We start from the raw sequence: 22368 nt of genomic DNA, 5'->3' as shown, positions 1-22368 counted from the left end.
ATCATCCGTGTTTGGCGGCAACGGAATCGACGAAGCCCCTAAGGATTCTATCGAAGGCGTCAGGCCGCTCCAGATTGGCGAGATGTCCGACGCCAGCAAGTTCGATGTATTCGGCCGAAGGAATATAGCTCGCCATCTTCGCCATCATCGGCGCCGGTGCGTTGTTGTCTTTGGAACCGGAAAGCAACAGCGTCGGAACGCATATATCTTTGAGCGTGCTGCGTTGATCGAAGCCGACTAACGCCAACATCATGGCGCGATAGCTCGCCTCCGGCACGCTTCCCATGCACTCGCGCGCAAGCTCCATTCCCCTGGGATCAGGATCGTCACCGACGAGCTCCTTCACCAACGAAGGTGCCAGCGATTTCATTGTCTCGCCGCGATCAAGCGGGCCCAGCCGCGCCGCGATGAACGACTTTTGCCAATCGCCGTCGGCCTTGCCGAAGGCCGGGCTTGTCTGTGCCAGAACCACCGCGCGCGCAAGTTTTGGCGTTTGGACCAGCCATTTCTGGACGATCATACCGCCGATCGAATGGCCGACCAGAATGGGCTTTGTCACACCGAGCTGCTCGATGAATTGCTGGAGCGCTTCGGCCAGGGCAGCGATACTGACGCTGGCGAGCGGCGCCGACCCGCCATAGCCCGGCATGTCCCACGCGATCACGCGAAAACGATCACCGAATGTCGCAAGCTGCTGCCGCCAGGTCCGCGCCGCACCGCCGATGCCATGCAGGAAAATCAGGGGAGTTGCGCGCGGATCCCCCGCGGCTTCGTAGGCGAAGCGTCCGTCCTTTGTTATCATTGGCGAAGGCTGCGACACGCGACATCCTTTGGATTGACCCGGCGATGCTAACAGGCCTGTCGCGGATGGGAAGCAATAATTTTATACTTAAAGCAATTTTCGGGCCGCTCTTCCGCGTAAGGGCATGCGCAGCATCAATCGACGCTTTCGTTGCAAAAGCTTGAAGGTTAAAATATATCGAGGGGAACGACTGGCAGATCTTGAGGGAGCAAGCGCATGTCCGGATTGCCGCATTCGCCGCACGCGCTGGTGACCGGAGGCGGTCGCGGCATCGGCCGGGCGATTGCCGCGGCTCTTGTCGGCGCCGGCGCCACGGTGACCGTGCTTGGCCGGAATGCTGCGTCTCTCGAGGAAACGATCAAAGCCGGTGCCGCGCATCATTCCGCCGTTGCAGACGTCTCGGACGAAGCTGCGATGAGGGTCGCCATCGCCGCGGCGAACGCGCGAAAGCCGATCGATATCCTGATCGCGAATGCCGGCAGCGCCGAATCGGCGCCGTTCGCGAAATCCGACAGTGCCCTTTTTGCGCGTATGATGGATGTCAATTTCATGGGCGTTGTCCATGCCATTAGCGCTGTGTTGCCCGACATGAAGGACCGTCCCTATGGACGCATCGTGGCGATTGCATCGACGGCCGGCCTCAAGGGTTATGCATATGTGAGTGCGTACACGGCGGCAAAGCACGCTGTGGTCGGTCTTGTACGCTCGCTTGCGCTGGAGATCGCCGGCAGCAGCGTGACCGTGAATGCTGTCTGCCCTGGCTTCACCGACACGGATCTCGTCGCCGGCAGCATCGACAACATCATGAAGAAGACCGGGCGAACCCGCGAGCAGGCGATCGCCGAGCTCGCGAAGCACAATCCGCAGGGGCGTCTGATCACGCCGCAGGAAGTGGCGAATGCCGTGCTCTGGTTGTGCAGCGAGAACGCCGGCGCGATCACCGGGCAGGCGATCGCGGTCGCTGGGGGCGAAATCTAGCGTCGTGGCGTAGGTGCGGAACAAGGAAGCCAAGGAGATCGCATGAGCAGACCAGCCAATCCCGTCACCGTGCCGCTCGCGGGCTATTCGCCGCAACACTTCCTGCTGGCCGTTGTCGAGGGCGTTGCCACCGTGACGCTCAACCGTCCGGAGCGGAAGAATCCACTGACATTCGAGAGTTATCGCGAGCTGACGGATTTCTTTCGTGCGTGCGCGTTTGACGACGCGGTGAAATCCATCGTCGTCACCGGCGCGGGCGGTAATTTCTCGTCTGGCGGCGACGTGTTCGAGATCATCGGCCCGCTGGTGAAGATGGATACAAAGGGGCTGACCGCCTTCACACGGATGACAGGTGATCTGGTCAAGGCGATGCGGGCCTGCCCGCAGCCGATCGTGGCCGCGGTCGAAGGCATTTGCGCCGGTGCCGGCGCGATCATTGCCATGGCGTCGGACATGCGGCTCGCTGCGAGCGGAGCCAAGGTGGCGTTCCTGTTCAACAAGGTCGGTCTTGCCGGCTGTGACATGGGCGCCTGCGCGATCCTGCCGCGGATCATCGGCCAGTCCCGCGCCTCCGAGCTTCTGTACACCGGCCGGTTCATGACCGCGGAAGAGGGCGAGCGCTGGGGCTTCTTCAGCCGCATTGTCACGCCTGAGCAGGTGCTGGCCCAGGCGCAGCTGCTGGCCAAGCAGGTCGCGGAAGGGCCGACCTTCGGCAACACCATGACCAAGCGCATGCTGGCGATGGAATGGGCGATGTCGGTCGAGGAGGCTATCGAAGCGGAGGCCGTTGCCCAGGCCCTGTGCATGACGACGGCCGATTTCGAGCGCGCTTTTCATGCTTTCGCCAACAAGGTCAAGCCGGTCTTCAGGGGCGACTGAGCGGCGGTTTCGGCCGCAATTAAGGCTAAGCCCAAGACCCCGGACCGCGTCGAGGCAGAGACGACAAAGCCGCTTGCAGCGGGGTCACCGGCCGTGCGACGCTAACCCGGTTGCCTGTGTATCGAGTGGAGTTGAGGGCGATGAAGGCGATTATCGTCGGTGGCGGTATCGGTGGTCTCACCACGGCTTTGATGTTGCGGGCTCGCGGCATGGGGTGTGAGATCTTCGAGCAATCCGATACGATCCGCGAGCTCGGCGTCGGCATCAACACGCTGCCGCATGCCATGCGTGAGCTTGCCGGCCTTGGTCTGCTGCAGAAGCTCGACGACGTCGCGATCCGTACTGACCAGCTCTACTACCTCAACCGCCATGGCCAGGAGGTCTGGCGCGAAGCCCGAGGCATCGATGCCGGACACGACGTGCCGCAATTCTCGATCCATCGCGGCCGCCTCCAGGGCGTCATCCATCGCGCCGTCGAGGAGCGGCTCGGTCCGGAAGCAATTCACACCGGTTGCCGGCTCGGCGCGTTCACGCAGGACGAAGGCGGCGTGACGGCTTACTTCTTCGATCGTGCGGGCTCGCACATCCGCACCGCTCGTGGCGATATCCTCATTGGCGCCGACGGCATTCATTCGCGCGTCCGCGACACGCTGTTCCCAAAGGAAGGGCCGCCCTGCTGGAACGGCCTGATGCTCTGGCGCGGTGCGCGCGATTGGCCGCTGTTCCTCACCGGAAAATCGATGATTGTAGCCGGTGGCCTCAATGCCAAGGTGGTCGTCTATCCGATCGCGGAGGGATCGAGCCCGGCGAGCCGCCTCACCAATTGGGCGGTACTGGTGAAAGTGGGTGAGGGCAATGCGCCGCCGCCACGCAAGGAAGACTGGTCAAGGCCGGGCCGGCGTGAGGAGCTGATGCCGCATGTCGCGCGCTTCTCGGTGCCCTACATCGACGTGAAGAGCCTGATCTCGGCGACGCCCGAATTCTACGAATACCCGACCTGCGACCGCGATCCATTGCCATATTGGTCGTCCGGGCGCGTCACACTGCTCGGCGATGCTGCGCATCCCATGTATCCGGTCGGCTCCAACGGCGCCTCGCAGGCGATCCTCGATGCGCGCTGCCTCGCCGACGCGCTTATCCGCGCCGAGCATCCGCGCCAGGCGTTGATGGAATACGAGAAGAAACGCCTGCCGATGACGGCAGACATTGTTCGCTCCAATCGCCGTGGCGGCCCCGAGGGCGTCATCGACGCCGTCGAGCAGCTCGCGCCCGACGGCTTTGACAATATCGACAACGTCCTGAGCTATTCCCAGCGCGAGGCGATCGTGCGTGGCTATGCCACCAAGGCGGGCTTCGCCGCGGTCCCGGGACTCGCGGCGGTGCGTGCCTGAAGTTGCTGCTAGCCGGCGCCGGGAGGTGGTGGCAGAAAATGGATGTTGTACTCGGCGGCCATCGCGACAACGTCCTCCGGCTTCTGCTCCTTCATGTTGTGAAGGCCCCAGAACAGGTCGAACAGCTTTTTGGTCGGCGACACCCAGAACAGTACTTTTGCGGTTTGGTCCGACTTGTTGAAGATGCCGTGCGGCACGCCCATACCGAGACGGATCAGGTCACCGGGCGTTGCTTGCGCCTCTGAATTGCCAAGCACGAAGTCGAGCTTGCCCTCCAGCATGTAGAGATATTCGTCCTGGTCGGGATGGATGTGCGGCGGCACGAATGTGCCCGGTGGCAACGTCGCGTGCCAGGAGAAGCTGTTCTCGCTGTTGCTCTTCGGCACATAGGTCTGGCCCAGGATGTTCCAGGAAATGCCCTGGATACCCTCGTTAGCCCGCGTGATGCCGGTGATTTCGCTCTTCATCGTATTCCTCCCTTGACGTGACGTGCGGCGATTAGTTCGCCGGCTTGCAATCCTTGGCGTAACGGTCCCCGTAATTCTCGAAAACCTTCTGGACGATCTCGGTCTGGAACTTGCCGTCCGGACGCTTGGCCACCTTGGTCAGGTAAAAATCCTGGATCGGATAGCCATTGGTGTTGAACTTGAACGAACCGCGCAGCGACGTGAAGTCTGCCTTCTTCAGGGCAGCCCCAACGGCATCCTTGTTGGAGAGGTCGCCCTTTGCTCCCTTGACCGCGCTGTCGATCAGCATTGCAGCGTCATACCCCTGCATGGCATAGGTACCAGGCACGCTGTTATAGGCGGCCTCGTAGGCGGCCACGAACTTTTTGTTCTGGGGATTGTCGAGATTGGGCGCCCAGTTCGCGCCGCCGAACATGCCGACGGCCGCATCCTGCTGCGCCGGCAGGGTGGATTCATCCACTGTGAAGGCCGAAAGCACGGGGATGCTGTCGGCGAGTCCGGCCTGCTTGTACTGCTTGACGAGGTTGACGCCGAGGCCGCCCGGCATGAACGTGAAGAGCGCATCAGGCTTCTGCGACGCAATTTTGGACAGCTCCGGTTGGAAGTCCAGCGTGTTGAGCGGCATGTAGGATTCTTCGACGATCTCGCCCTTGTAGTCGAGCTTGAAGCCGGCGACCGAATCCTTGCCCGCCTGATAGTTCGGCACCATCAGATACATCCGCTTGTAGCCGCGATCCTGCGCGACCTTGCCGAGGATCTCGTGAACCTGGTCATTCTGATAGGACGTCACATAGAAGAACGGGTTGCAGTCTTTGCCTGCAAAGGTCGACGGACCCGCATTGGGGCTGATCAGATAGGTCTTGGATTCCGTGACCGGTCGGTGGATCGCCTGGAGGATGTTAGAGAAGATCGGTCCGACCACGAAGTCGACCTTGTCGCGCTCAAGCAGGCCCTTCACCTTGGTCACAGCCGCATCGGGTTTGAGTTCGTCGTCGACCACGACCACTTCGACGTCGCGGCCCCCCATCTTGCTGCCGAGATCCTTCACCGCCAGCGCAAAGCCGTCGCGAACTTGTTGACCAAGGGCTGCGGCGGGTCCGGAGAGGGTCACGATCACGCCTAGCTTGATCTTCTCCTGCGCGAGCGCCGGGCTCATCGCAGTGCCGAGAAGAAAAGCGGCTGCGGCCAAGTTCAGTTGCGACTTCATGATTGATCCCCCGTAACGATTGCGCCTGCAGCTGCAAGCTGCGTACTCCGAGCCAAGCTTATGCCGACGACGGCGCTCGCGGCAAGCCAAGCTCAGGCGCCGCCATCGTGCGGGCAGCGGCGCATGCAAACGGCGCGCCAATTATTTGAAGCCTAAAGAAATTCGTGTGCGATCGATTGTTGCAGCTTTGGGCTTGCGGCCGGCGTCGATTTATTTGAAGCTCAAAACGTTGGGGAATCCGGGCCGGCGCCAATGCCGGCCGTGGGTGATTGCATCAAAATGCTCGATTCCGAGACCAAGGCCGTCGAGACTCCGGAGGACCATGCCGAAGAGCTCCGGCTGTGGTTGCGTCTGCTCACCTGCACGACCCTGATCGAGGGCGAGGTCCGCGGCCGGCTGCGGCAGCGGTTCGACGTCACTCTTCCGCGTTTCGATCTGATGGCGCAGCTCGACAAGGCGCCCGACGGCATGACGCTGTCGGACGTCTCAAAGCGCATGATGGTGTCCAATGGCAATGTCACTGGCCTGGTCGAACGCCTCGTGGAATCCGGCCATCTCGACCGCCGCACCTCGGAGACTGACCGCCGCGTCCAGGTGATCCGCCTCACCAAGCTTGGTCGTGCCGAGTTTCGCAGGATGGCCTCGGAACACGAGACCTGGATCGCCGATCTCTTTGCCGACCTGACGCCCAAGGATGTGCGCGAGCTGATGCGGCTGCTGGCCAAGACCAAGGCGTCGGCGCAGAAATCTGCTGTGCGTCGCAAGCCTTAAGTCCACCGGCCGGCGCGTCCGCCCATTTCGCATTGCCGCACGAAAATGGAGGGATGTCCAAAATCCGCTATTGCGCAAAATTGTTTTAAGCATAAAATGTTTTCCAGATGGTACTGCCGGGTGCTTTCCATGCGCAAAGGAGCGTGCGATGGCCAACGCTGCCAAGGTTCAAGTCTCGGGCTCGCATGACGGCGACGCCACAACCGCCCATGTCGATAGGTTTGCGCGGCAGCATCTGCCGCCGTCTGAGCTCTGGCCGGAGTTCATCTTCACGCGTCCGGAGCTGCACTATCCGGCGCGATTGAACTGCGTCAGCTATTTCCTCGATCGCTGGGTCGAGCAGGGGCACGGGGATGCGCCCTGTGTCATCAGTCCCGCCGTCAGCTACACCTATCGCGAGTTGCAGACGCTCGTGAACCGCATCGCCAATGTGCTGGTCGGCAAACTCGGACTCGTCACCGGCGGGCGCGTGCTGCTGCGCTCCGCCAACAGTCCGATGATGGTCGCGACCTATCTCGCAGTGATCAAGGCTGGCGGCATCTGCGTGGCGACAATGCCGTTGCTGCGCGCCAAGGAGCTATCCTATCCGATTCAGAAGGCGGAGATCGCGCTCGCGCTCTGTGACGGAAAGCTTGCCGATGAGATGGAGAAGGCGAAGCTGGTCGCACCAGGTCTCAAGCATGTGGTCTATTGGGGTAATGGCGCCCCGGACTCGCTAGAGGCGCTGATCGCGGATGCCAGCGCTGAGTTCACGGCGGTTGATACTGCAGCCGATGATATCTGTCTGATAGCCTTTACGTCGGGCACGACCGGCGATCCTAAGGGCACCATGCATTTCCACCGCGACATGCTGGCGGTGTGTGACGGCTATGCACGCAACATCTTGCGGGCCGAGCAGAGGGATCGCTTCGTCGGCTCAGCGCCGCTTGCGTTCACCTTCGGTTTCGGTGGCGTACTGTTCCCGATGCATATCGGCGCGTCGTTTGTTGTGCTGGAGAAGACGACGCCCGATGACATCCTTTCGGCGATCGAAAAGTACAAGATCACGGTCTGCTTCACGGCGCCGACGGCTTACCGCGCCATGATCGGCAAGCTTGCAGGCCGCGACATCTCTTCACTGCGAAAGTGCGTCTCCGCCGGCGAGACGTTGCCCAAGCCGACATTCGACGCCTGGCTGAAAGCGACCGGCATCAAGCTGATGGACGGCATCGGCTCGACTGAGCTGCTTCACATCTTCATCAGCGCGACCGAGGACGAGATTCGTCCCGGCGCCACCGGCAAGCCCGTTCCCGGCTATGAGGCAAAGATCGTCGATGACGATGGCAACGAGTTGCCGCCAGGCACGATAGGGAAGCTCGCCGTGCGCGGGCCGACCGGCTGCCGTTATCTCGCCGACGAGCGACAACGCAAATACGTCCAGAACGGGTGGAACATCACCGGTGACACCTATTTGATGGATACCGACGGCTACTTCTGGTACCAGTCGCGCTCTGACGACATGATCGTGTCAGCCGGTTATAATATCGCGGGCACGGATGTGGAAGCGGCCTTGCTCACGCATCCTGCGGTTGCCGAGTGCGGGGTCGTCGGTGCGCCGGACGAGGCGCGCGGAATGATCGTGAAGGCCTATGTCATAGCCGCCCCCGGCGTGACGCCGGATGCAAAGCTCGCGGCCGAGTTGCAGGAACATGTCAAACGCGAGATCGCGCCGTACAAGTACCCGCGCGCGATCGAGTTCGTGACACAGCTGCCGAAGACCGAGACCGGCAAATTGAAGCGCTTCGCCTTGCGACAACTGGCGCAGGCGGCTGCTACGTCCTCGGGCGTCGCGGCAGAATGAGATAAAGGATCAAGAATTGTCCGTGACAACGCCGAAAGGCCCGCAGCTTGCAGTGCTACCAACTGCTGCCGAGGATGATGCCAGCCCCAGGGCGCAGGTGCTCCATCCCTCCGGCTGGCCGATGCCGAAGGGTTATGCCAACGGCATGGCCGTCGAGGGACGCATTGTGGTCACGGGTGGTGTAATCGGTTGGGATGCCCAGGAGCGTCTCGCCGCCGGGTTTCTAGCGCAGGTGCGCCAGACCCTGACCAACATTGCCGAGATTTTGGCCGAGGCCGGTGCGCGGCCCGAGCATCTGGTGCGCTTGACCTGGTACGTCGTCGACATGGAGGAATACCTGACAAATCTGAAGGAGCTCGGCAAGATCTATCGCGCAATCTTCGGTGCGCACTATCCAGCGATGGCGCTGGTCCAGGTCGTGCGTCTGGTCGAGAAGGCGGCGCGCGTCGAGATCGAGGCCACCGCCGTCATTCCCCGCTGAGTATCTCGCGCGCAAGTTCCCGACTCAGCTTGCTTTGGCGAGATCGTCATCCTCGGGCGAGTTCAGATACACGCCTGACATGGTGTCGACCCAGCAGAGATGGTCGTGCACCTTTTTGACGCCCTCGACGTTCTCGGCGGCGACGACCGCTGCCTGTCGCGCCCGCTCCTCGGTGATGACGCCGCTCAAGTGAACGATACCATCGCGCACGATGACGTTCAGCCCGAACGGGCACCAGTCGTTCTTCTCCATGGCATCGATGATGCGACCGCGGATGTGATCGTCGTCGGCAGTCGGATCCGGCACCTCGCGGGCGAGGCCAGCCACTGCCTGCAGCAGGTTGGCGCGCGACACGATACCGACGACCTTGTCGCCGCGGATCACCGGCAGGCGCTTCACGTTGTTCTGTTCCATCAGCTCGACGATCTCGGCGAGCGCAGTATCCTCGGTGATGGTTACGGGCGATGCGGTCATCACTTCGGAAACCTTGCGGCCGTGCTCGTGGACGAAGTCACTGGCCGACTTGCCGGGCCCGAGGATGAACTGCAACCAGCGTCCGCGTTTGCGCCCGGTACCGATCTCGCTTCGGCGGATGAAGTCGCCCTCCGAGACCACGCCGACCAGCTTGCCACCGTCGTCGACTACGGTAAGGCCGCTGACATGACGCTTCAACATGATGTTGGCCGCTTCGACGATGCTGGTATCGGGTGTGACCGAGATAACCGACCGGGTCATGATCTGGTGGGCGCGCATGGAATGCTCCGCTAGCTTGTCAAATTTTGATAGCTGAAATCTAGATCGTGCCCGGCGGTATGGTTTGACGCATGTCAAGACGTGAGCTCGGTACGTCCTGGTTGAGCGATTGTGATCAATCTCTGCAATTGATGCAGCTCAACGTTTCCCGGGCGGGGGGCCATATCCTGCCGCGCAATGAGTAGAAGCGCACGAGAATCCTTGGCCATGAGCATCGTACAGATCCTTCCTCGGACGGCAGAGCCGGTGTTGCCAGCGTCATCGGTCGAGCCGGTGGTTGGCGCCGCCTCGTCTGCGACAAGCAGCAATTCAACCGGAGAGACGTCGACCACCGAGCCGGCATCGGAATGCTATCCTCTAGACCGCATGTTCCATGCGATGCTGGCGCGGTTCACGGGCGGGCTTTCGCCGACCGCCTTGATGCTGGCCTGGCTCGATTGGAGTTCTCATCTCGCGTGGGCGCCGCAGCGACGGATGGAGATCGCCAACAATGTCATTCGTGATAGCAGCCGGTTGCTGGAAGCAGCTACGCACGCGACGGCAGCGGGGCTAGCACCCTGGTCGGTGATCGGGCCAGAGAAGCGGGACCGTCGTTTCGGGGAGCCGCAATGGGAAGCGCCGCCCTTCAATCTTCTTGCGCAGGCGTTTTTGCTCGGCGAGCGCTGGTGGCACGATGCCACGACGGGTGTGCGAGGCGTCTCGCATGCGAACGAAGCCATCGTCGAATTCTCGATGCGCCAGGTGCTGGACATGCTTGCGCCGTCGAATTTCGCCGCAACAAACCCAGAGGTGTTGGAGAAGGCGTTTCAAAGCGGCGGAGAGAATTTTGTCTTTGGCTGGCAGAATTGGTGCGGCGATCTCATGCGGATGCTCTTGGAAGCAAAGCCCGCTACAAATCACCAGTTCGTCGTCGGGCAGACGGTTGCGGCGTCGCCTGGCAAGGTCGTCTACCGCAATGCGCTGATCGAATTGATCCAGTATCAACCGACGACGGCAAAAGTGCGGCCTGAGCCGATCATGATCGTGCCGGCCTGGATCATGAAATACTACATCCTCGATCTGTCGCCGCAGAATTCGCTGGTCAAATTTCTCACCGAACAGGGCTTTACCGTGTTTGCAATCTCCTGGCGCAATCCGGACGCCAGAGATCGGAATGTTGCGTTTGACGACTACCGCAAGCTGGGAGTGATGGCCGCGCTGGATGCGATTGGCCGAATCCTGCCCGGGCAGAAAGCCCATGCGCTCGGTTATTGTCTTGGCGGCACTTTGCTGTCCATTGCTGCCGCTGCAATGGCGCGCGACGGCGATGATCGCCTGGGCACCATCACGCTTCTGGCGGCGCAGACCGACTTCACCGAAGCCGGCGAGCTGACGCTCTTCATCAATGAGAGCCAAGTCGCCTTCCTTGAAGACGTGATGTCGCAGCGAGGCTATCTGGATACGGCACAGATGGCCGCCGCGTTCGCGCTGCTCCGTTCCAACGACCTGATCTGGTCGCGGCTGTCGCGCGACTACCTGATGGGCGACGCGGCGCCGCCGAGCGATCTGATGGCTTGGAATGCGGACGCAACGCGATTACCCTATCGCATGCATTCGGAATATCTGCGCAAGCTGTTCCTTGACAATGATCTCGCCGAAGGACGTTACCTTGTGGAAGGCCGGAACATCTCGCTCTCCGACATTCATACGCCGATGTTCGCGGTCGGTACGATCACTGATCACGTGGCGCCGTGGCGATCTGTGCACAAGCTCCACTATCAGGTCGATGCTGATCTGACCTTTCTATTGACTAGTGGCGGCCACAACGCAGGCGTCGTCGCGCCGCCCGACGAGCCCGGGCACAGCTATCAGGTGATGACCAAGGCTGCAGACGAGCCCTATGTCGGCCCGGATGAATGGCTGAAGCTGGCGCCCCATGTCGAGGGATCGTGGTGGCCGGAGTGGACCCGCTGGCTCGTCGCGAGATCCGGCGCGCTCTGTGATCCGCCGCGGATCGGATATGGCGATCTCAGCGGCCTGCCCGATGCTCCCGGCGACTACATCCGCACCTAGTCCTCAGGCTCCGCGTCCGGCGTCAGATCGGAGGAGCGGAAGGGCTTGGCCTTGTTCAATTTGCGATACGCGGTCGAAGCAGTCTGCAACAGTTTCTTCTCCCGGTCGCGGTCGAGAAAGCGGATGCCGGCTTCGGGAACGGCCTCGTTCAACGACGCGGCCAGTGTCTGGCCGCGCGCATCGTCGTTCAGCTGTCCGAGGGACTTTTGCGCCTTGCGCAATTGCTTGAGGATCGACTTCTGCTTCGTCTGTGACGTGCCTGCGAACAGATCCTCGAGCGACTCGATCGAATAGGTCAGCCGCTTGTTGAGAATCCGCAGCTTGTGCCGCTTCTCGACATCAAGCTTGTGCAGCCTTTTGGCCTTCCTGAGCAGCGTCCTTTCCCATTCGGTCAGCTGTGCCGTCGCGTGGTCGGCGAGCGGGCAGCGGCGTAGTCGGATGGCCACTTTGCTACGGCGCGTCGACCAGGGGCCGCTCTCGATCCAGTTCGAGGTCTGTTCGACCAGCCGACGATACCGTGCCGACTGCAGCGCACGGGCCAGCAGACGATGGCTTTCGGCGCGCTTCTCCTCCCAGTGCTGGAGTTCGGCGATGACGGCGAGCTCGCCGCCGGCCTCGGACGTGATGCGTTCAATGGCGACGTCGAGGTCACGCACCATGCCGAGCTGACTATTCAGCCACTTCAACTCGGCCCAGACTTCGGGGCGCAACGCATCGTCGACCATAGGCGAAAAGAAGCGAATTGCAGTCCGCAAATGGGTCAGCGCGATTCGGATCTCGTGCAGTGCGTCCGGATCGCCACGGCAGGTGCCGTCGTGCTGGGCAAGGACGGCTGCGAGGTGACGGCGCGCGATGATCCGGAAGGCTGTGTCGCAGGCCATGCCGGGGCTCAGGCGGCCGGGCAGCGTATTGCTTGCCGCCGGCTTCGCACCGGCGGTCGCCTTCGAACTCCTGGTGGGTCGCGCCATCCTAGCCCGCGCCAATCAGATTGCCTTGCTATCCTTAGCGATCGCGTCCCGGCAGCTCTGGAGCGTCTGCGCTTGCGTTCCGGACGCGTCGATGGTCGCCCAACCGATGTGGCCGATATTATAATGCTCTTGCAACGCGGCAACCTGTTGCGTGGCATCCGATGCATCACTGCTGCGACCACCGATTCGGGCCTGCCGTGTCGCCAGGTCGGCGACCAGGAAAAGGCCGGTGAAAGGCACGTGGCAATCCCGGGCTAGCTTGGCGAAAGCGTCTCTTTCGAAGTCGCGGGCAAATACGCCGTCGACGACCACGGAATGGCCCTGTGCCATTATGCGGCGGGTGTGCCCGGCCAGTGTTGCGTAGACCCGTTCGGCAAGCTCGGGCGTATAGGCAGATGGCGGCAGCCGCTCCGTCTCGGCGACCCCGAACATCTGCTTGCGAATGACGTCGCTCCGCAACACGACGGCCCCCGGCTGCGGCGCGATGGTCGGCGCGAGTGCGCGCGCTAGAACTGACTTGCCGGTGCCAGACAGTCCGCCCACCGCGATCAGGCGGGGAGCGGCAGGCTGGATCAGCTTACGCGCAAGGTCGAAATAGCGGCGAGCATCATCGAGGATATCGGGCTCGCTGGCATGCGGGAGCTTCAACCGCGCCACGGCTACCTGGGCGCGGATTGCAGCCCGGATCGACATGAACAACGGCAAGGCGGCAAGCGCGTCCAGATTTCCGGGCGGTGTCGCGGCAAGATACCCGTTCAAGACGGCGTTGGCGGCAACGGGCTGGTCGTGACGGAGCAGGTCCATCAGCGTGAATGCCAGGTCGTAGAGCACGTCGACTGTTGCCATCCGCGCGTCGAATTCGATGGCGTCGAACAGCACGGGCCGCTGGTCGATCAGCACGATATTGGCGAGATGCAGATCGCCATGGCAGCGCCGTACGAAGCCCTGACGATGGCGTTCCTCGAGCAGGGGACGTACGCGCACAAATGCCTCGCGCGAAGCTTTGCCGAGTTGTTCGATCGCTGCCGCGTCGAAATGGTTGTCGCTTCGCAGGCCGTCGCTGTTGCCCTCGATCAGCGCGGGGATGGAAGAGACCCACTCTTCCCGGTTGGCGGGCGATGTCGCGGTGTGCGAAGCTGCGATCGCCGCGGCGACGGCCATGGAGAGGTCTGCATCCAGCGGACCGGCCTTGGCCAGATGGTCCAGCGTCCGGTTTTCGTCGAAGCGCGACATGTCGACCGCATACTCGATCGGTCGTCCACGGCCGTCGACCGCCACCGAACCGTCGGGCTCCTCGGTGATCGCGATGACCCCGTGATAGATCTGCGGCGCCAATGGCCGGTTGATCCGGATTTCCTCCTCGCAGGCCGCCTTGCGCTTCTCGAGCGTCGAATAGTCGAGGAAGGGAAATCGCACGGCTCGTTTGATCTTTAACGCGCGATCGCCGTCGAGAAAGACCGAGGCGCCGTGCGTATCGATCCGCGTCACCCCTGGATGCCCAGCCAGCACTTGGAAGATCCGTTCCTGGATGGCTGTTTGATCTTTCGTCGAGGCAGGCATTCGAAGCACCGTCAGGGCGTCAGGACGGCCGCACCCAGAATCTGGCCGTTCCGTAGCATGCTGAGGACGTCGTTGGCTTGATCCAGCGGAAATGCCGTCGTCTCGGTGCGCACGCCGGCCTGCGGTGCGATCCTGAGAAAATCCAGGCCATCTTGCCGGGTCAGATTGGCAACCGAGACCAACTGCCGTTCCTCCCAGAGCAAACCATACGGGAAGCTCGGGATGTCGGTCATGTGGATGCCGGCGCACACGACGCGTCCGCCTTTTCGAACGGCGCGCAACGCGGCGGGAACGAGTTCGCCGGCTGGTGCGTAAATGATCGCGGCGTCGAGCGGTTCGGCGGGCATCTCGTCAGACGCCCCCGCCCAGACCGCACCAAGACGTCGCGCGAGGGTTTGTGCGGCATCATCGCCGCGCCGCGTGAATGCATAGACAGATCGTCTCTGCCAGACCGCGACTTGCGCGATGATATGGCCGGCCGCGCCAAAACCATAGAGACCGAGCTTCTCCGCAGGACCAGCCAGCACCAGCGAGCGCCAGCCGATCAGCCCAGCGCACAGCAGAGGGGCGATCTCCACATCATTGCTGCCTTCGTCCAGTGGAAACGCGTAGCGCGCGTCGGCGATGGTGTGCGTTGCGTAGCCGCCGTCGCGCGTGTAGCCGGTGAACAGCGGAGTGTCGCAGAGGTTTTCCATGCCGTCCCGGCAGAATCGACAGATTCCGCACGTAGAGCCGAGCCAGGGAATGCCGACCCGATCACCAGGCGCATGTGTTGTAACATTGGGGCCGACGAGGTCGACCCGGCCAATGATCTCATGCCCAGGCACAATCGGATAACGAATACCAGGCAACTCGGCGTCGACGACGTGCAGGTCGGTCCGGCACACCCCGCAAGCGCTGATCGTCACCCGGATCTGGCCATTACCGGGGACGGGGTCAGGCCGCTCCTCCATTCGGAGTCGCGCCCTTGGGGCCGGCAACACCATTGCACGCATAAGTCTCTCCGGGGCGAACCGCTCCGATTGAATATCCATAGAATGACGGAGTGGCCCGTCCTTGACCTCGGTCAACGTCTGCCGCTGCCCGACCGGGCGGAGTTCCCGCCTTGACCAGAATCAAGAGGCCTAACGAAAACCAGCCTATTTTGGTTGCCAAGGAGAATCCCGATGCCCATCAAAGACGTCTTTCTGCCGCTTTTTGGCGAGCCGCGCGCCCCCACGTTGGCCGCGATCGAGAAGTGCGTCGCCCTTGCCGCCGATCTCGGCGCCAGGATCACCGGGCTCGCGCTCGAGGAAGACGCCTTCGTGCGGCCGAAGGTGGTGCTCCCCGATAACCCGGAGTCCGCCGAACTCGATCATGTGGGCAAGGCGGGCGAGTTGCAGCAACTCTTGAACGCCTTCACCAACGCGGCCTCACGTGTCGGCATTCGAGCTCAAAGCCGATCGGGCAGGGTGCCGCCGGACCAGATCGCATCGACCTTGGCCGAACATGCGCGCTTCAGCGATCTCGCTTTGATCCCCGTGAGGCCGCACGACAGCCGAACCGAAAATCTCATTGAAACGTTCCTGTTCCAATCCGGGCGGCCGCTGCTGCTGTGTCCGGAAGACCCCGCGGCGACGTTACGGCCCGAATTCGAGAATGTCATGATTGCCTGGGACCACTCGGCGCGCGCCGCACGCGCTGTCGGCGACGCATTGCCGATCCTGCAAGCGGCAACCGTGGTACACGTTGTCACCGTGGCAGACGATCAGGACGAAGCGATTGCGCAATCCGGCGATAGTCTCGTCCACCATCTCAGGGAACATGGGATTTATGCGTCCTTCGCGACGGTGAAGGGCGACGGGAGTTCGACCGGCAAGGTGCTCGGGAGCTGGGCACAATCTCATGCCGTCGACGCCATCGTCATGGGTGCCTATCACCATTCGCGCCTGAACGAGACTGTCTGGGGTGGCGTGACCAAGACCGTCATCGGCCAGCCACCATGCTGGGTGATGATGTCGCACTAGGTGCGTTTCAACTCATATCCTATCGGGCTAGCTTCTGTCGGACCCTTTGCCCGATCGGACGATTGTGATCATGTCGACTTACCGCCTGAAAAACCTGTTGTCGCCCCGGTCGGTCGCGCTGGTCGGCGCAAGCTCCCGCCCGGTCTCTGTCGGACGTGCGATCCTGGAGAACATTCGCAAGGCGGGGTTCAAGGGGCTGTTCGGCTTGGTGAACCCGCGCCATGCGGAGATCGACGGCATGACTGCCGTAGCCAGCCTGGCGCAACTGTCCTTCGTGCCTGAGCTCATCGTCGTCACCGCGCCGGCACGCGAGATTCCCGACATCATCGATCAGGCCGGCCGTCTTGGCGCGGCCGGGGCCCTGATCGTTTCAGCGGGGCTCGGCCAGGGACCGGGTTCGCTCGAGGACGCCACCATCGTCGCCGCCCGCAAATATGGCATGCGGCTGATCGGACCCAACTGCCTCGGCATCATGATGCCTGGCACAAGCCTCAATGCGACCTTCGCGGCGCACATGCCGGCGGCAGGCAACCTCGCGCTGATCTCCCAATCGGGCGCAATCGCAGCCGGCATGGTGGACTGGGCCGCGCAGCGTGGCGTGGGCTTCTCGGGCATCGTTACGATCGGCGATCAGATCGACGTCGACATCGCGGATCTGCTCGACTATTTCGCGATGGACCACAAGACGCGGGCGATCCTGCTCTACATCGAGGCCATCAAGGACGCGCGGAAATTCATGTCGGCGGCGCGCGCCGCGGCGCGTGTGAAGCCGGTCGTCGTCGTGAAGTCTGGCCGCATGGCGCAGGGGGCGAAGGCGGCTGCCACGCATACAGGCGCGCTCGCTGGCGCCGACGCGGTCTATGATGCGGCCTTCCGCCGCGCCGGCGTCCTTCGGGTATCCGATCTGCGCGAGTTGTTCGATTGTGCCGAGACCCTGGGCCGGGTCGGGTCGCCGGCGGGAAAGCGCCTTGCGATTCTGACCAATGGTGGTGGCATCGGCGTCCTCGCGGTCGATCGGCTCGCGGACCTTGGCGGAATTCCCGCGCCCATGACACCGGAGGCGCGCCAGAGGCTCGACGCGGTGCTGCCGCCGACCTGGTCCGGCGCAAATCCCGTCGACATCGTCGGTGACGCCGACGCGCCGCGTTACGCTGCTGCGCTGGAGGTGCTGCTCGACGATCCCGGCAATGATGCGGTCCTGGTGCTCAATGTGCAGACTGCGATCGCATCGGCCGCCCAGATCGCGACGACTGTGACCGATCTCATCGGCAAATATCGCGAGAAGCACCGCAGTTGGGCCAAGCCTGTGCTTGCGGCCTGGGTCGGGGCTGATCAGGAGATCATCGCGACGCTATCCGCCGCCGGCATTCCGAACTATCCGACTGAAGATGATGCCGTGCGCGGCTTCATGCACATGGTCCGACATCGCGAAGTGGTCGACGAGCTGAGCCAGGTTCCCCCGGCGATGCCCGACACTTTCGTGCCCGACGTTGCGGCCGCGAAGCAGATCGTCACGGCGGTCATCGCCGACGGGCGCAAATGGCTGGAGCCTGTCGAGATCAAGCATCTGCTTGGGTGTTATGATATCGCCATGGTGCCGACCTACGCGGCCGAAGATGTCGAGCAGGCGGTCGCCTGCGCGGATGAGATATTCGCACGGGGCGCCACCGTCGTGCTCAAGATCCTGTCGCGCGACATCGTGCACAAGTCCGACGTCGGCGGTGTCGTGCTCAATCTGACGACGCCGGCCGCGGTACGCGCGGCTGCCGCCGAGATTCTCGCGCGGGCGAAGAGGTTGCGGCCCGAAGCCCGCATCGATGGCATCATTGTGCAGGCAATGGTGGTCAAGGCCAAGGCGCGAGAGCTGATCATGGGTCTCGCTGATGATCCGACGTTCGGCACCGTTGTCGTGTTCGGCCGCGGCGGGACGGCGGTTGAGATCATCAATGACAAGGCTCTGGCGCTGCCGCCGCTCGATTTACAGCTTGCCCGTGATCTGATCGAGCGTACGCGCGTGTCACGGTTGCTACGTGCCTACCGGGACGTGCCGGCCGTCAAGCAGGACGCCGTCCCTTTGGTCTTGGTCAAGCTGGCGCAGATGGCGGCGGACATTCCCGAGATCCGTGAGCTCGATATCAACCCGCTGCTCGCCGACGAAACCGGCGTAACGGCGGTCGACGCCCGCGTGGCCGTGGGGCGGCCGCAGCGGAAATTCGCGGGCTCCGGGCCTGCAAATTTCGCCGTCCGTGCCTATCCGTCGCAATGGGAGCGTCGCCTTACGCTCAAGGATGGCTGGCGCATCTCGGTGCGTCCCCTGCGCCCCGAGGACGAGCCGACCATCCACGAATTCCTGCGTCACGTCACCCCGCACGATCTTCGCCTCCGCTTCTTCGCGCCGATGAAGGAGTTCACCCACGAGTTCATCGCGCGCCTGACCCAGCTCGACTATGCGCGGGCCATGGCGTTCATTGCGTTCGACGACAGTAATGAGATGGTCGGAGTGGTGCGGTTGCACTCGGACTCGATCTACGAGAGAGGCGAATACGCGATCCTGCTGCGCTCCGACCTCAAGGGCAGGGGCCTCGGTTGGGCCCTGATGCAGATGATCATCGACTATGCCAGATCGGAAGGCCTCAAGACCATCTCGGGCGACGTGCTCAAGGAGAACGTCGTGATGCTCGAGATGTGCCGGCAACTCGGCTTCGAGATCAAGCCGGATCCGACCGAGCCTGACCTCTGCGACGTCCGGCTGAAGCTCTGAGGCGGCTCGCTACGAACGCGCTTCGGAACTTACGTCCGGTGCGCTCTCTCTGGTGGTCTTCCGCATGTTCCTGACGATGATCGCAATGAGCGGCACCAGCACCGGCACGATTGTGCTCAGCGGATGATGGACTGCGCCGGTCAATTCGGCCTGAAACGCTCGGGCTTCGACCTGAAGCGCCTCGATCGATGTGCCGTGGATTTCATTGGCGAGCTCGATGTCGCGGCCGGATGGCGGGCGCCCGGCGGCGATGAACAGAACCGCCGCGATGGCGAAATTGATCGCTCCGAGAACCGCCGCCGCGGTGATCGCGCTCCAGATCTGGACCAGGGCGAAATAGGCGGACAGCTCCAGCATCAAGAGACCGAATGCGGCGATCAGCGCGGCGAAGGCCCGCAGGCCAAGTCCGACCAGCAGGTGGCGCAGCCGGATATCCGCGATGATCCTGTCGGTGCGCCACAAGGCGCGCAGATGCTTGATCACATTCTCGCTATTCACCTAGTGCCTCCGCAGCATGAAGCCGACCACCACGCCGAGCGCAAAGGCGGACGCGAGCGAGGCGACCGGACGCCCCGTGATGAGGTCATGGAGCTGCTCTTGCTCTTCGCTCGCGGTTTCGCCGAGTTCGGCCAGCGCTGCCTTGATCTGATCGGCGAGAATCTCGGCACGGTCCTTCGAACGCTCGAACATCCCCTCGCCAGCCGTGCTCAGCAGCCGGGGAACGTCCACCTTCAACGTCCGCAGTTCTTCGCTCACCCTGTCGCTGTCGAACATGGATTTGATGCCTCCATTGAATGGAGCAAAACCTAAGTCGCGCCGGTGCGCCCGTGCTTGATTTGCGTCAAGCGGCGCGCGTGGTCGCAGTCTTGAGACAGGTCAAACCCGCCGCCACATGCTGGCCTAGAAATAGCAGCTCAATGGGACCAAATCGTCCCGATGAGGTGGAAGCGTGAACCCAGAACCGCTGTTGCTGGCGACGTCGTCTGGCGATGTGCTGAAATTGCGCCCGGAAGGGCCCTGGATCGCGGCGAATGTGACGACGCTCGAGACTTTGTCCCGCTCGGTCGACGCAGAGGTCGATCGATCAAGAGCCGTGTCGCTGGACATGTCGGGAATCAGCGCGCTCGATACGCTCGGGGCCTGGATCCTGGAGAAGTTGTCGCGCAAAGCCGCCTCATCCGGCAGGCCAGCCGAGATCATGGGCGTGGCCGATCATTTCAGTGGCCTGCTGGAGGAGGTGCGGCAGGTCAATCGTCACACGCCGCCGCCGGCGGGCGCCTCCAACCCGGTCCTGCTCAGGCTGAACGACCTCGGCAAGGCCACGATCGGTGCGCGTGAAGATATTGCGATCTTTCTGCAAATGCTGGGCGCCCTGTTCATGGCGGTGGCCGGCGTCTTGCGGCGGCCCCACTCGCTGCGGCTGACGTCGCTGGTCTATCAGCTCAACCGGATCGGGTTGCAGGCGATTCCAATCGTCATACTGATCACCTTCCTGATCGGCGCCATCATTGCCCAGCAGGGATTCTTTCATTTCCGCAGGTTCGGTGCGGAGTCCTACACCGTCGACATGGTCGGCATCCTCGTCTTACGCGAGCTTGGCGTGCTGATCGTCGCCATCATGGTCGCTGGACGTTCGGGAAGCGCCTATACGGCCGAGCTTGGCTCGATGAAAATGCGCGAAGAGATCGACGCGCTCTCCACCATGGGGCTAGATCCCGTCGACGTCCTGATCTTGCCGCGCGTGGCTGCCCTCGTCATCGCGCTGCCCATTCTCGCCTTCATTGGATCGATGGCCGCGCTCTATGGCGGCGGTCTGGTTGCGCAATTCTACGGCGACATGGGGCCTGCGATCTACATCGCGCGGCTGCATGAAGCCATTTCCGTCACCCATTTCGAGGTCGGGATCCTGAAAGCGCCGTTCATGGCCCTGGTCATCGGGATCGTCGCCTGCAGCGAGGGATTGGGGGTCAAGGGCAGCGCGGAGTCGCTGGGACGGCAGACGACCACGTCGGTGGTCAAGTCGATCTTCCTGGTGATCGTGCTGGACGGCCTGTTCGCGATCTTCTTCGCGTCGATCGGAATGTGACGATGCCCGAGCCGCAAGCAGAGTTCGCGATCCGGGTCCGTGACCTCGTCGTTGGTTTCGGCCGTCAGACCGTGCTCGACCATCTATCGCTCGATGTCCGCTGCGGCGAGATTCTTGGACTGGTGGGCGCATCTGGCGGCGGCAAGTCGGTGCTGATGCGTACCATCATCGGTCTTATCCCGCGTCGCAGCGGCACCATCGAAGTCATGGGGCAGACGATTGGTGCCCCCCATGATCGCAGCCGCGCAGCGACATGGGGCATTCTGTTCCAGCAGGGCGCGCTGTTCTCTTCGCTGACCGTCAGGCAGAATGTACAATTTCCGCTTCGCGAAAATCTCGTGTTGTCACAGGAGCTGATGGACGAGATCGCGATCGCCAAGCTCGAGATGGTTGGGCTACGCGCGCAGGATGGCGACAAATATCCATCCGAACTGTCGGGCGGGATGACCAAACGCGTGGCGCTGGCGCGCGCGCTCGCGCTCGATCCACCGATCCTCTTCCTCGACGAGCCGACGTCCGGCCTCGACCCGATCGCCGCGGGCGATTTCGATGCGCTGATCCGGACGTTGCAAAAGACCCTCGGGCTCACTGTCTTCATGGTCACCCATGATCTCGCGAGCCTTACCACGGTCTGCGACCGCGTCGCCGCGCTTGCCGACGGCAAGATCGTGGCTATCGGGCCGATGCGCGACCTGCTGCAATCCGAGCATCCCTGGGTGCGGGCCTATTTCCACGGCAAGCGCTCGCAGATGCTGCAACCACAGATGAGATGATACATGGAAACCCGCGCTCCCTACGTGCTGATCGGCACCTTCGTGCTGGCTGCGATCCTCGCGGTATTCGGGTTCGTCTATTGGCTGAACAACAGCGGTGGCATCGGGCCGCGCACGACCTATCATGTGCAATTCCAGGGGCCGGTGCCTGGTCTTCTGGTCGGCGCCGGCGTCCTGTTCAACGGCATCCGCGTCGGTGAGGTAACCCAGCTTGGCCTTGCACCCGACAATCCGCGCTTCGTCAACGCGACGATCTCGGTCGCTTCGGCAACGCCGGTGCGCGCCGACACCAAGGTCGGGCTCGATTTCCAGGGGCTGACGGGCGTGCCGGTGGTGACGCTGGAGGGCGGCATGATCGCCGCGAAGCCCGGCGAACCCCTGACTTTGATCGCCGAGGCCGGCGCGGGCCAGAGCATGACGCAGGCGGCGCGCGAGGCGCTGCGACGTGTCGATTCCGTGCTTGAGGACAATTCCGGCCCACTCAAGGACACCATCGCCAATTTCAAGACGTTCTCAGATGGCCTTGCGCGCAACACGGGTAAGATGGACGGCATCCTGGCGGGTCTCGAGAAAATGACCGGCGGCGGCGCGCC

The 22368-nt window shown here is 62.7% G+C and carries 20 protein-coding genes and 1 pseudogene; 12 read left to right on the top strand and 9 right to left on the bottom strand.

Annotated features, from left to right (window positions below):
* Position 1 precedes the first annotated feature (1 nt).
* The gene (locus AOQ71_RS19720) at positions 2 to 820 is read right to left on the bottom strand and encodes an alpha/beta fold hydrolase (RefSeq protein ID WP_057749575.1); all 819 of its coding nucleotides are present in this window, start codon (positions 818 to 820) and stop codon (positions 2 to 4) included.
* A gap of 198 nt (positions 821 to 1018) precedes the next feature.
* On the opposite strand from AOQ71_RS19720, the gene AOQ71_RS19715 reads away from it, so the two are divergent.
* The 3 genes from AOQ71_RS19715 (at position 1019) to AOQ71_RS19705 (ending at position 4050) form a co-directional block, all read left to right on the top strand.
* Complete coding sequence (locus tag AOQ71_RS19715; protein WP_057749571.1) at positions 1019 to 1780, top strand: SDR family NAD(P)-dependent oxidoreductase; 762 nt, start codon at positions 1019 to 1021, stop codon at positions 1778 to 1780.
* A 42-nt stretch (positions 1781 to 1822) separates the two neighbouring features.
* Entirely contained in the window at positions 1823 to 2659 is an 837-nt protein-coding gene (locus AOQ71_RS19710; RefSeq protein WP_057749567.1) for an enoyl-CoA hydratase family protein, read from the top strand.
* Positions 2660 to 2799: 140 nt separating this feature from the next.
* Positions 2800 to 4050 carry a flavin-dependent oxidoreductase gene (locus tag AOQ71_RS19705; RefSeq protein WP_057749564.1) on the top strand — a complete coding sequence of 417 codons (1251 nt, stop codon included), beginning with the start codon at positions 2800 to 2802 and terminating at the stop codon, positions 4048 to 4050.
* Positions 4051 to 4058: 8 nt separating this feature from the next.
* Here the strand turns inward: AOQ71_RS19705 and AOQ71_RS19700 are convergent, their stop codons facing one another.
* Complete coding sequence (locus AOQ71_RS19700) at positions 4059 to 4517, bottom strand: cupin domain-containing protein (protein ID WP_057749561.1); 459 nt, start codon at positions 4515 to 4517, stop codon at positions 4059 to 4061.
* Positions 4518 to 4548: 31 nt separating this feature from the next.
* Positions 4549 to 5724: an ABC transporter substrate-binding protein gene (locus AOQ71_RS19695; protein WP_057749558.1), complete on the bottom strand. Its 1176-nt coding sequence runs from the start codon at positions 5722 to 5724 to the stop codon at positions 4549 to 4551.
* Positions 5725 to 5976: 252 nt separating this feature from the next.
* Here AOQ71_RS19695 and AOQ71_RS19690 point away from each other — a divergent pair, with 252 nt between their 5' ends.
* The 3 genes from AOQ71_RS19690 to AOQ71_RS19680 all read left to right on the top strand — a co-directional run bounded on the left by AOQ71_RS19690 (position 5977) and on the right by AOQ71_RS19680 (position 8816).
* On the top strand, positions 5977 to 6495 hold the full coding sequence (locus tag AOQ71_RS19690) for a MarR family winged helix-turn-helix transcriptional regulator (RefSeq protein WP_057749554.1): 519 nt from the start codon (positions 5977 to 5979) through the stop codon (positions 6493 to 6495).
* Positions 6496 to 6643: 148 nt separating this feature from the next.
* Positions 6644 to 8335, top strand: coding sequence for a benzoate-CoA ligase family protein (locus AOQ71_RS19685; RefSeq protein ID WP_057749550.1), 1692 nt, complete (start codon positions 6644 to 6646; stop codon positions 8333 to 8335).
* Between the two features lie 22 nt (positions 8336 to 8357).
* Positions 8358 to 8816 (top strand): RidA family protein, encoded by a 459-nt coding sequence (locus AOQ71_RS19680; protein ID WP_057749800.1) that lies wholly within the window; start codon positions 8358 to 8360, stop codon positions 8814 to 8816.
* Positions 8817 to 8840: 24 nt separating this feature from the next.
* Here the strand turns inward: AOQ71_RS19680 and AOQ71_RS19675 are convergent, their stop codons facing one another.
* Positions 8841 to 9569, bottom strand: a complete 729-nt coding sequence (locus AOQ71_RS19675; RefSeq protein WP_057749547.1) for a CBS domain-containing protein — start codon at positions 9567 to 9569, stop codon at positions 8841 to 8843.
* A gap of 207 nt (positions 9570 to 9776) precedes the next feature.
* Between AOQ71_RS19675 and AOQ71_RS19670 the strand changes: the two genes are divergently transcribed.
* Positions 9777 to 11621 carry a PHA/PHB synthase family protein gene (locus AOQ71_RS19670; protein WP_057749544.1) on the top strand — a complete coding sequence of 615 codons (1845 nt, stop codon included), beginning with the start codon at positions 9777 to 9779 and terminating at the stop codon, positions 11619 to 11621.
* On the opposite strand, the gene AOQ71_RS19665 is transcribed toward AOQ71_RS19670, so the two are convergent.
* The 3 genes from AOQ71_RS19665 to AOQ71_RS19655 are packed head-to-tail and all read right to left on the bottom strand — an operon-like array spanning position 11618 to position 15144.
* Positions 11618 to 12589, bottom strand: coding sequence for a CHAD domain-containing protein (locus AOQ71_RS19665; RefSeq protein ID WP_057749541.1), 972 nt, complete (start codon positions 12587 to 12589; stop codon positions 11618 to 11620). The two genes, AOQ71_RS19670 and AOQ71_RS19665, sit on opposite strands and share 4 nt — an antisense overlap.
* 15 nt (positions 12590 to 12604) lie before the next feature.
* Positions 12605 to 14149: a bifunctional aminoglycoside phosphotransferase/ATP-binding protein gene (locus AOQ71_RS19660; RefSeq protein WP_057749538.1), complete on the bottom strand. Its 1545-nt coding sequence runs from the start codon at positions 14147 to 14149 to the stop codon at positions 12605 to 12607.
* Positions 14150 to 14160: 11 nt separating this feature from the next.
* Positions 14161 to 15144 (bottom strand): zinc-dependent alcohol dehydrogenase family protein, encoded by a 984-nt coding sequence (locus tag AOQ71_RS19655; RefSeq protein ID WP_057749534.1) that lies wholly within the window; start codon positions 15142 to 15144, stop codon positions 14161 to 14163.
* A gap of 171 nt (positions 15145 to 15315) precedes the next feature.
* Between AOQ71_RS19655 and AOQ71_RS19650 the strand changes: the two genes are divergently transcribed.
* Both AOQ71_RS19650 and AOQ71_RS19645 read left to right on the top strand, forming a co-directional pair.
* Positions 15316 to 16155, top strand: a complete 840-nt coding sequence (locus AOQ71_RS19650; protein WP_057749532.1) for a universal stress protein — start codon at positions 15316 to 15318, stop codon at positions 16153 to 16155.
* Between the two features lie 70 nt (positions 16156 to 16225).
* Positions 16226 to 18916 carry a bifunctional acetate--CoA ligase family protein/GNAT family N-acetyltransferase gene (locus AOQ71_RS19645; RefSeq protein WP_057749529.1) on the top strand — a complete coding sequence of 897 codons (2691 nt, stop codon included), beginning with the start codon at positions 16226 to 16228 and terminating at the stop codon, positions 18914 to 18916.
* 9 nt (positions 18917 to 18925) lie between these two features.
* Here AOQ71_RS19645 and AOQ71_RS19640 read toward each other — a convergent pair whose 3' ends face one another.
* A complete protein-coding gene (locus AOQ71_RS19640) occupies positions 18926 to 19414 on the bottom strand; it encodes a phage holin family protein (RefSeq protein WP_057749526.1) in 489 nt (162 codons plus the stop codon).
* A complete protein-coding gene (locus tag AOQ71_RS19635; RefSeq protein WP_057749523.1) occupies positions 19415 to 19690 on the bottom strand; it encodes a hypothetical protein in 276 nt (91 codons plus the stop codon).
* 175 nt (positions 19691 to 19865) lie between these two features.
* On the opposite strand from AOQ71_RS19635, the gene AOQ71_RS19630 reads away from it, so the two are divergent.
* The 3 genes and pseudogenes from AOQ71_RS19630 to AOQ71_RS48170 all read left to right on the top strand — a co-directional run.
* Positions 19866 to 21002: an ABC transporter permease gene (locus AOQ71_RS19630; protein ID WP_057749520.1), complete on the top strand. Its 1137-nt coding sequence runs from the start codon at positions 19866 to 19868 to the stop codon at positions 21000 to 21002.
* 2 nt (positions 21003 to 21004) lie between these two features.
* Positions 21005 to 21775 carry an ABC transporter ATP-binding protein gene (locus AOQ71_RS19625; RefSeq protein ID WP_057749517.1) on the top strand — a complete coding sequence of 257 codons (771 nt, stop codon included), beginning with the start codon at positions 21005 to 21007 and terminating at the stop codon, positions 21773 to 21775.
* A 3-nt stretch (positions 21776 to 21778) separates the two neighbouring features.
* Positions 21779 to 22368: pseudogene (locus AOQ71_RS48170) on the top strand (MlaD family protein); the annotation flags it as partial.

It is taken from the genome of Bradyrhizobium manausense, from assembly GCF_001440035.1.
GTDB classification, from domain to species: domain Bacteria; phylum Pseudomonadota; class Alphaproteobacteria; order Rhizobiales; family Xanthobacteraceae; genus Bradyrhizobium; species Bradyrhizobium manausense.
This window is presented reverse-complemented; position numbering and strand designations above follow the sequence as displayed.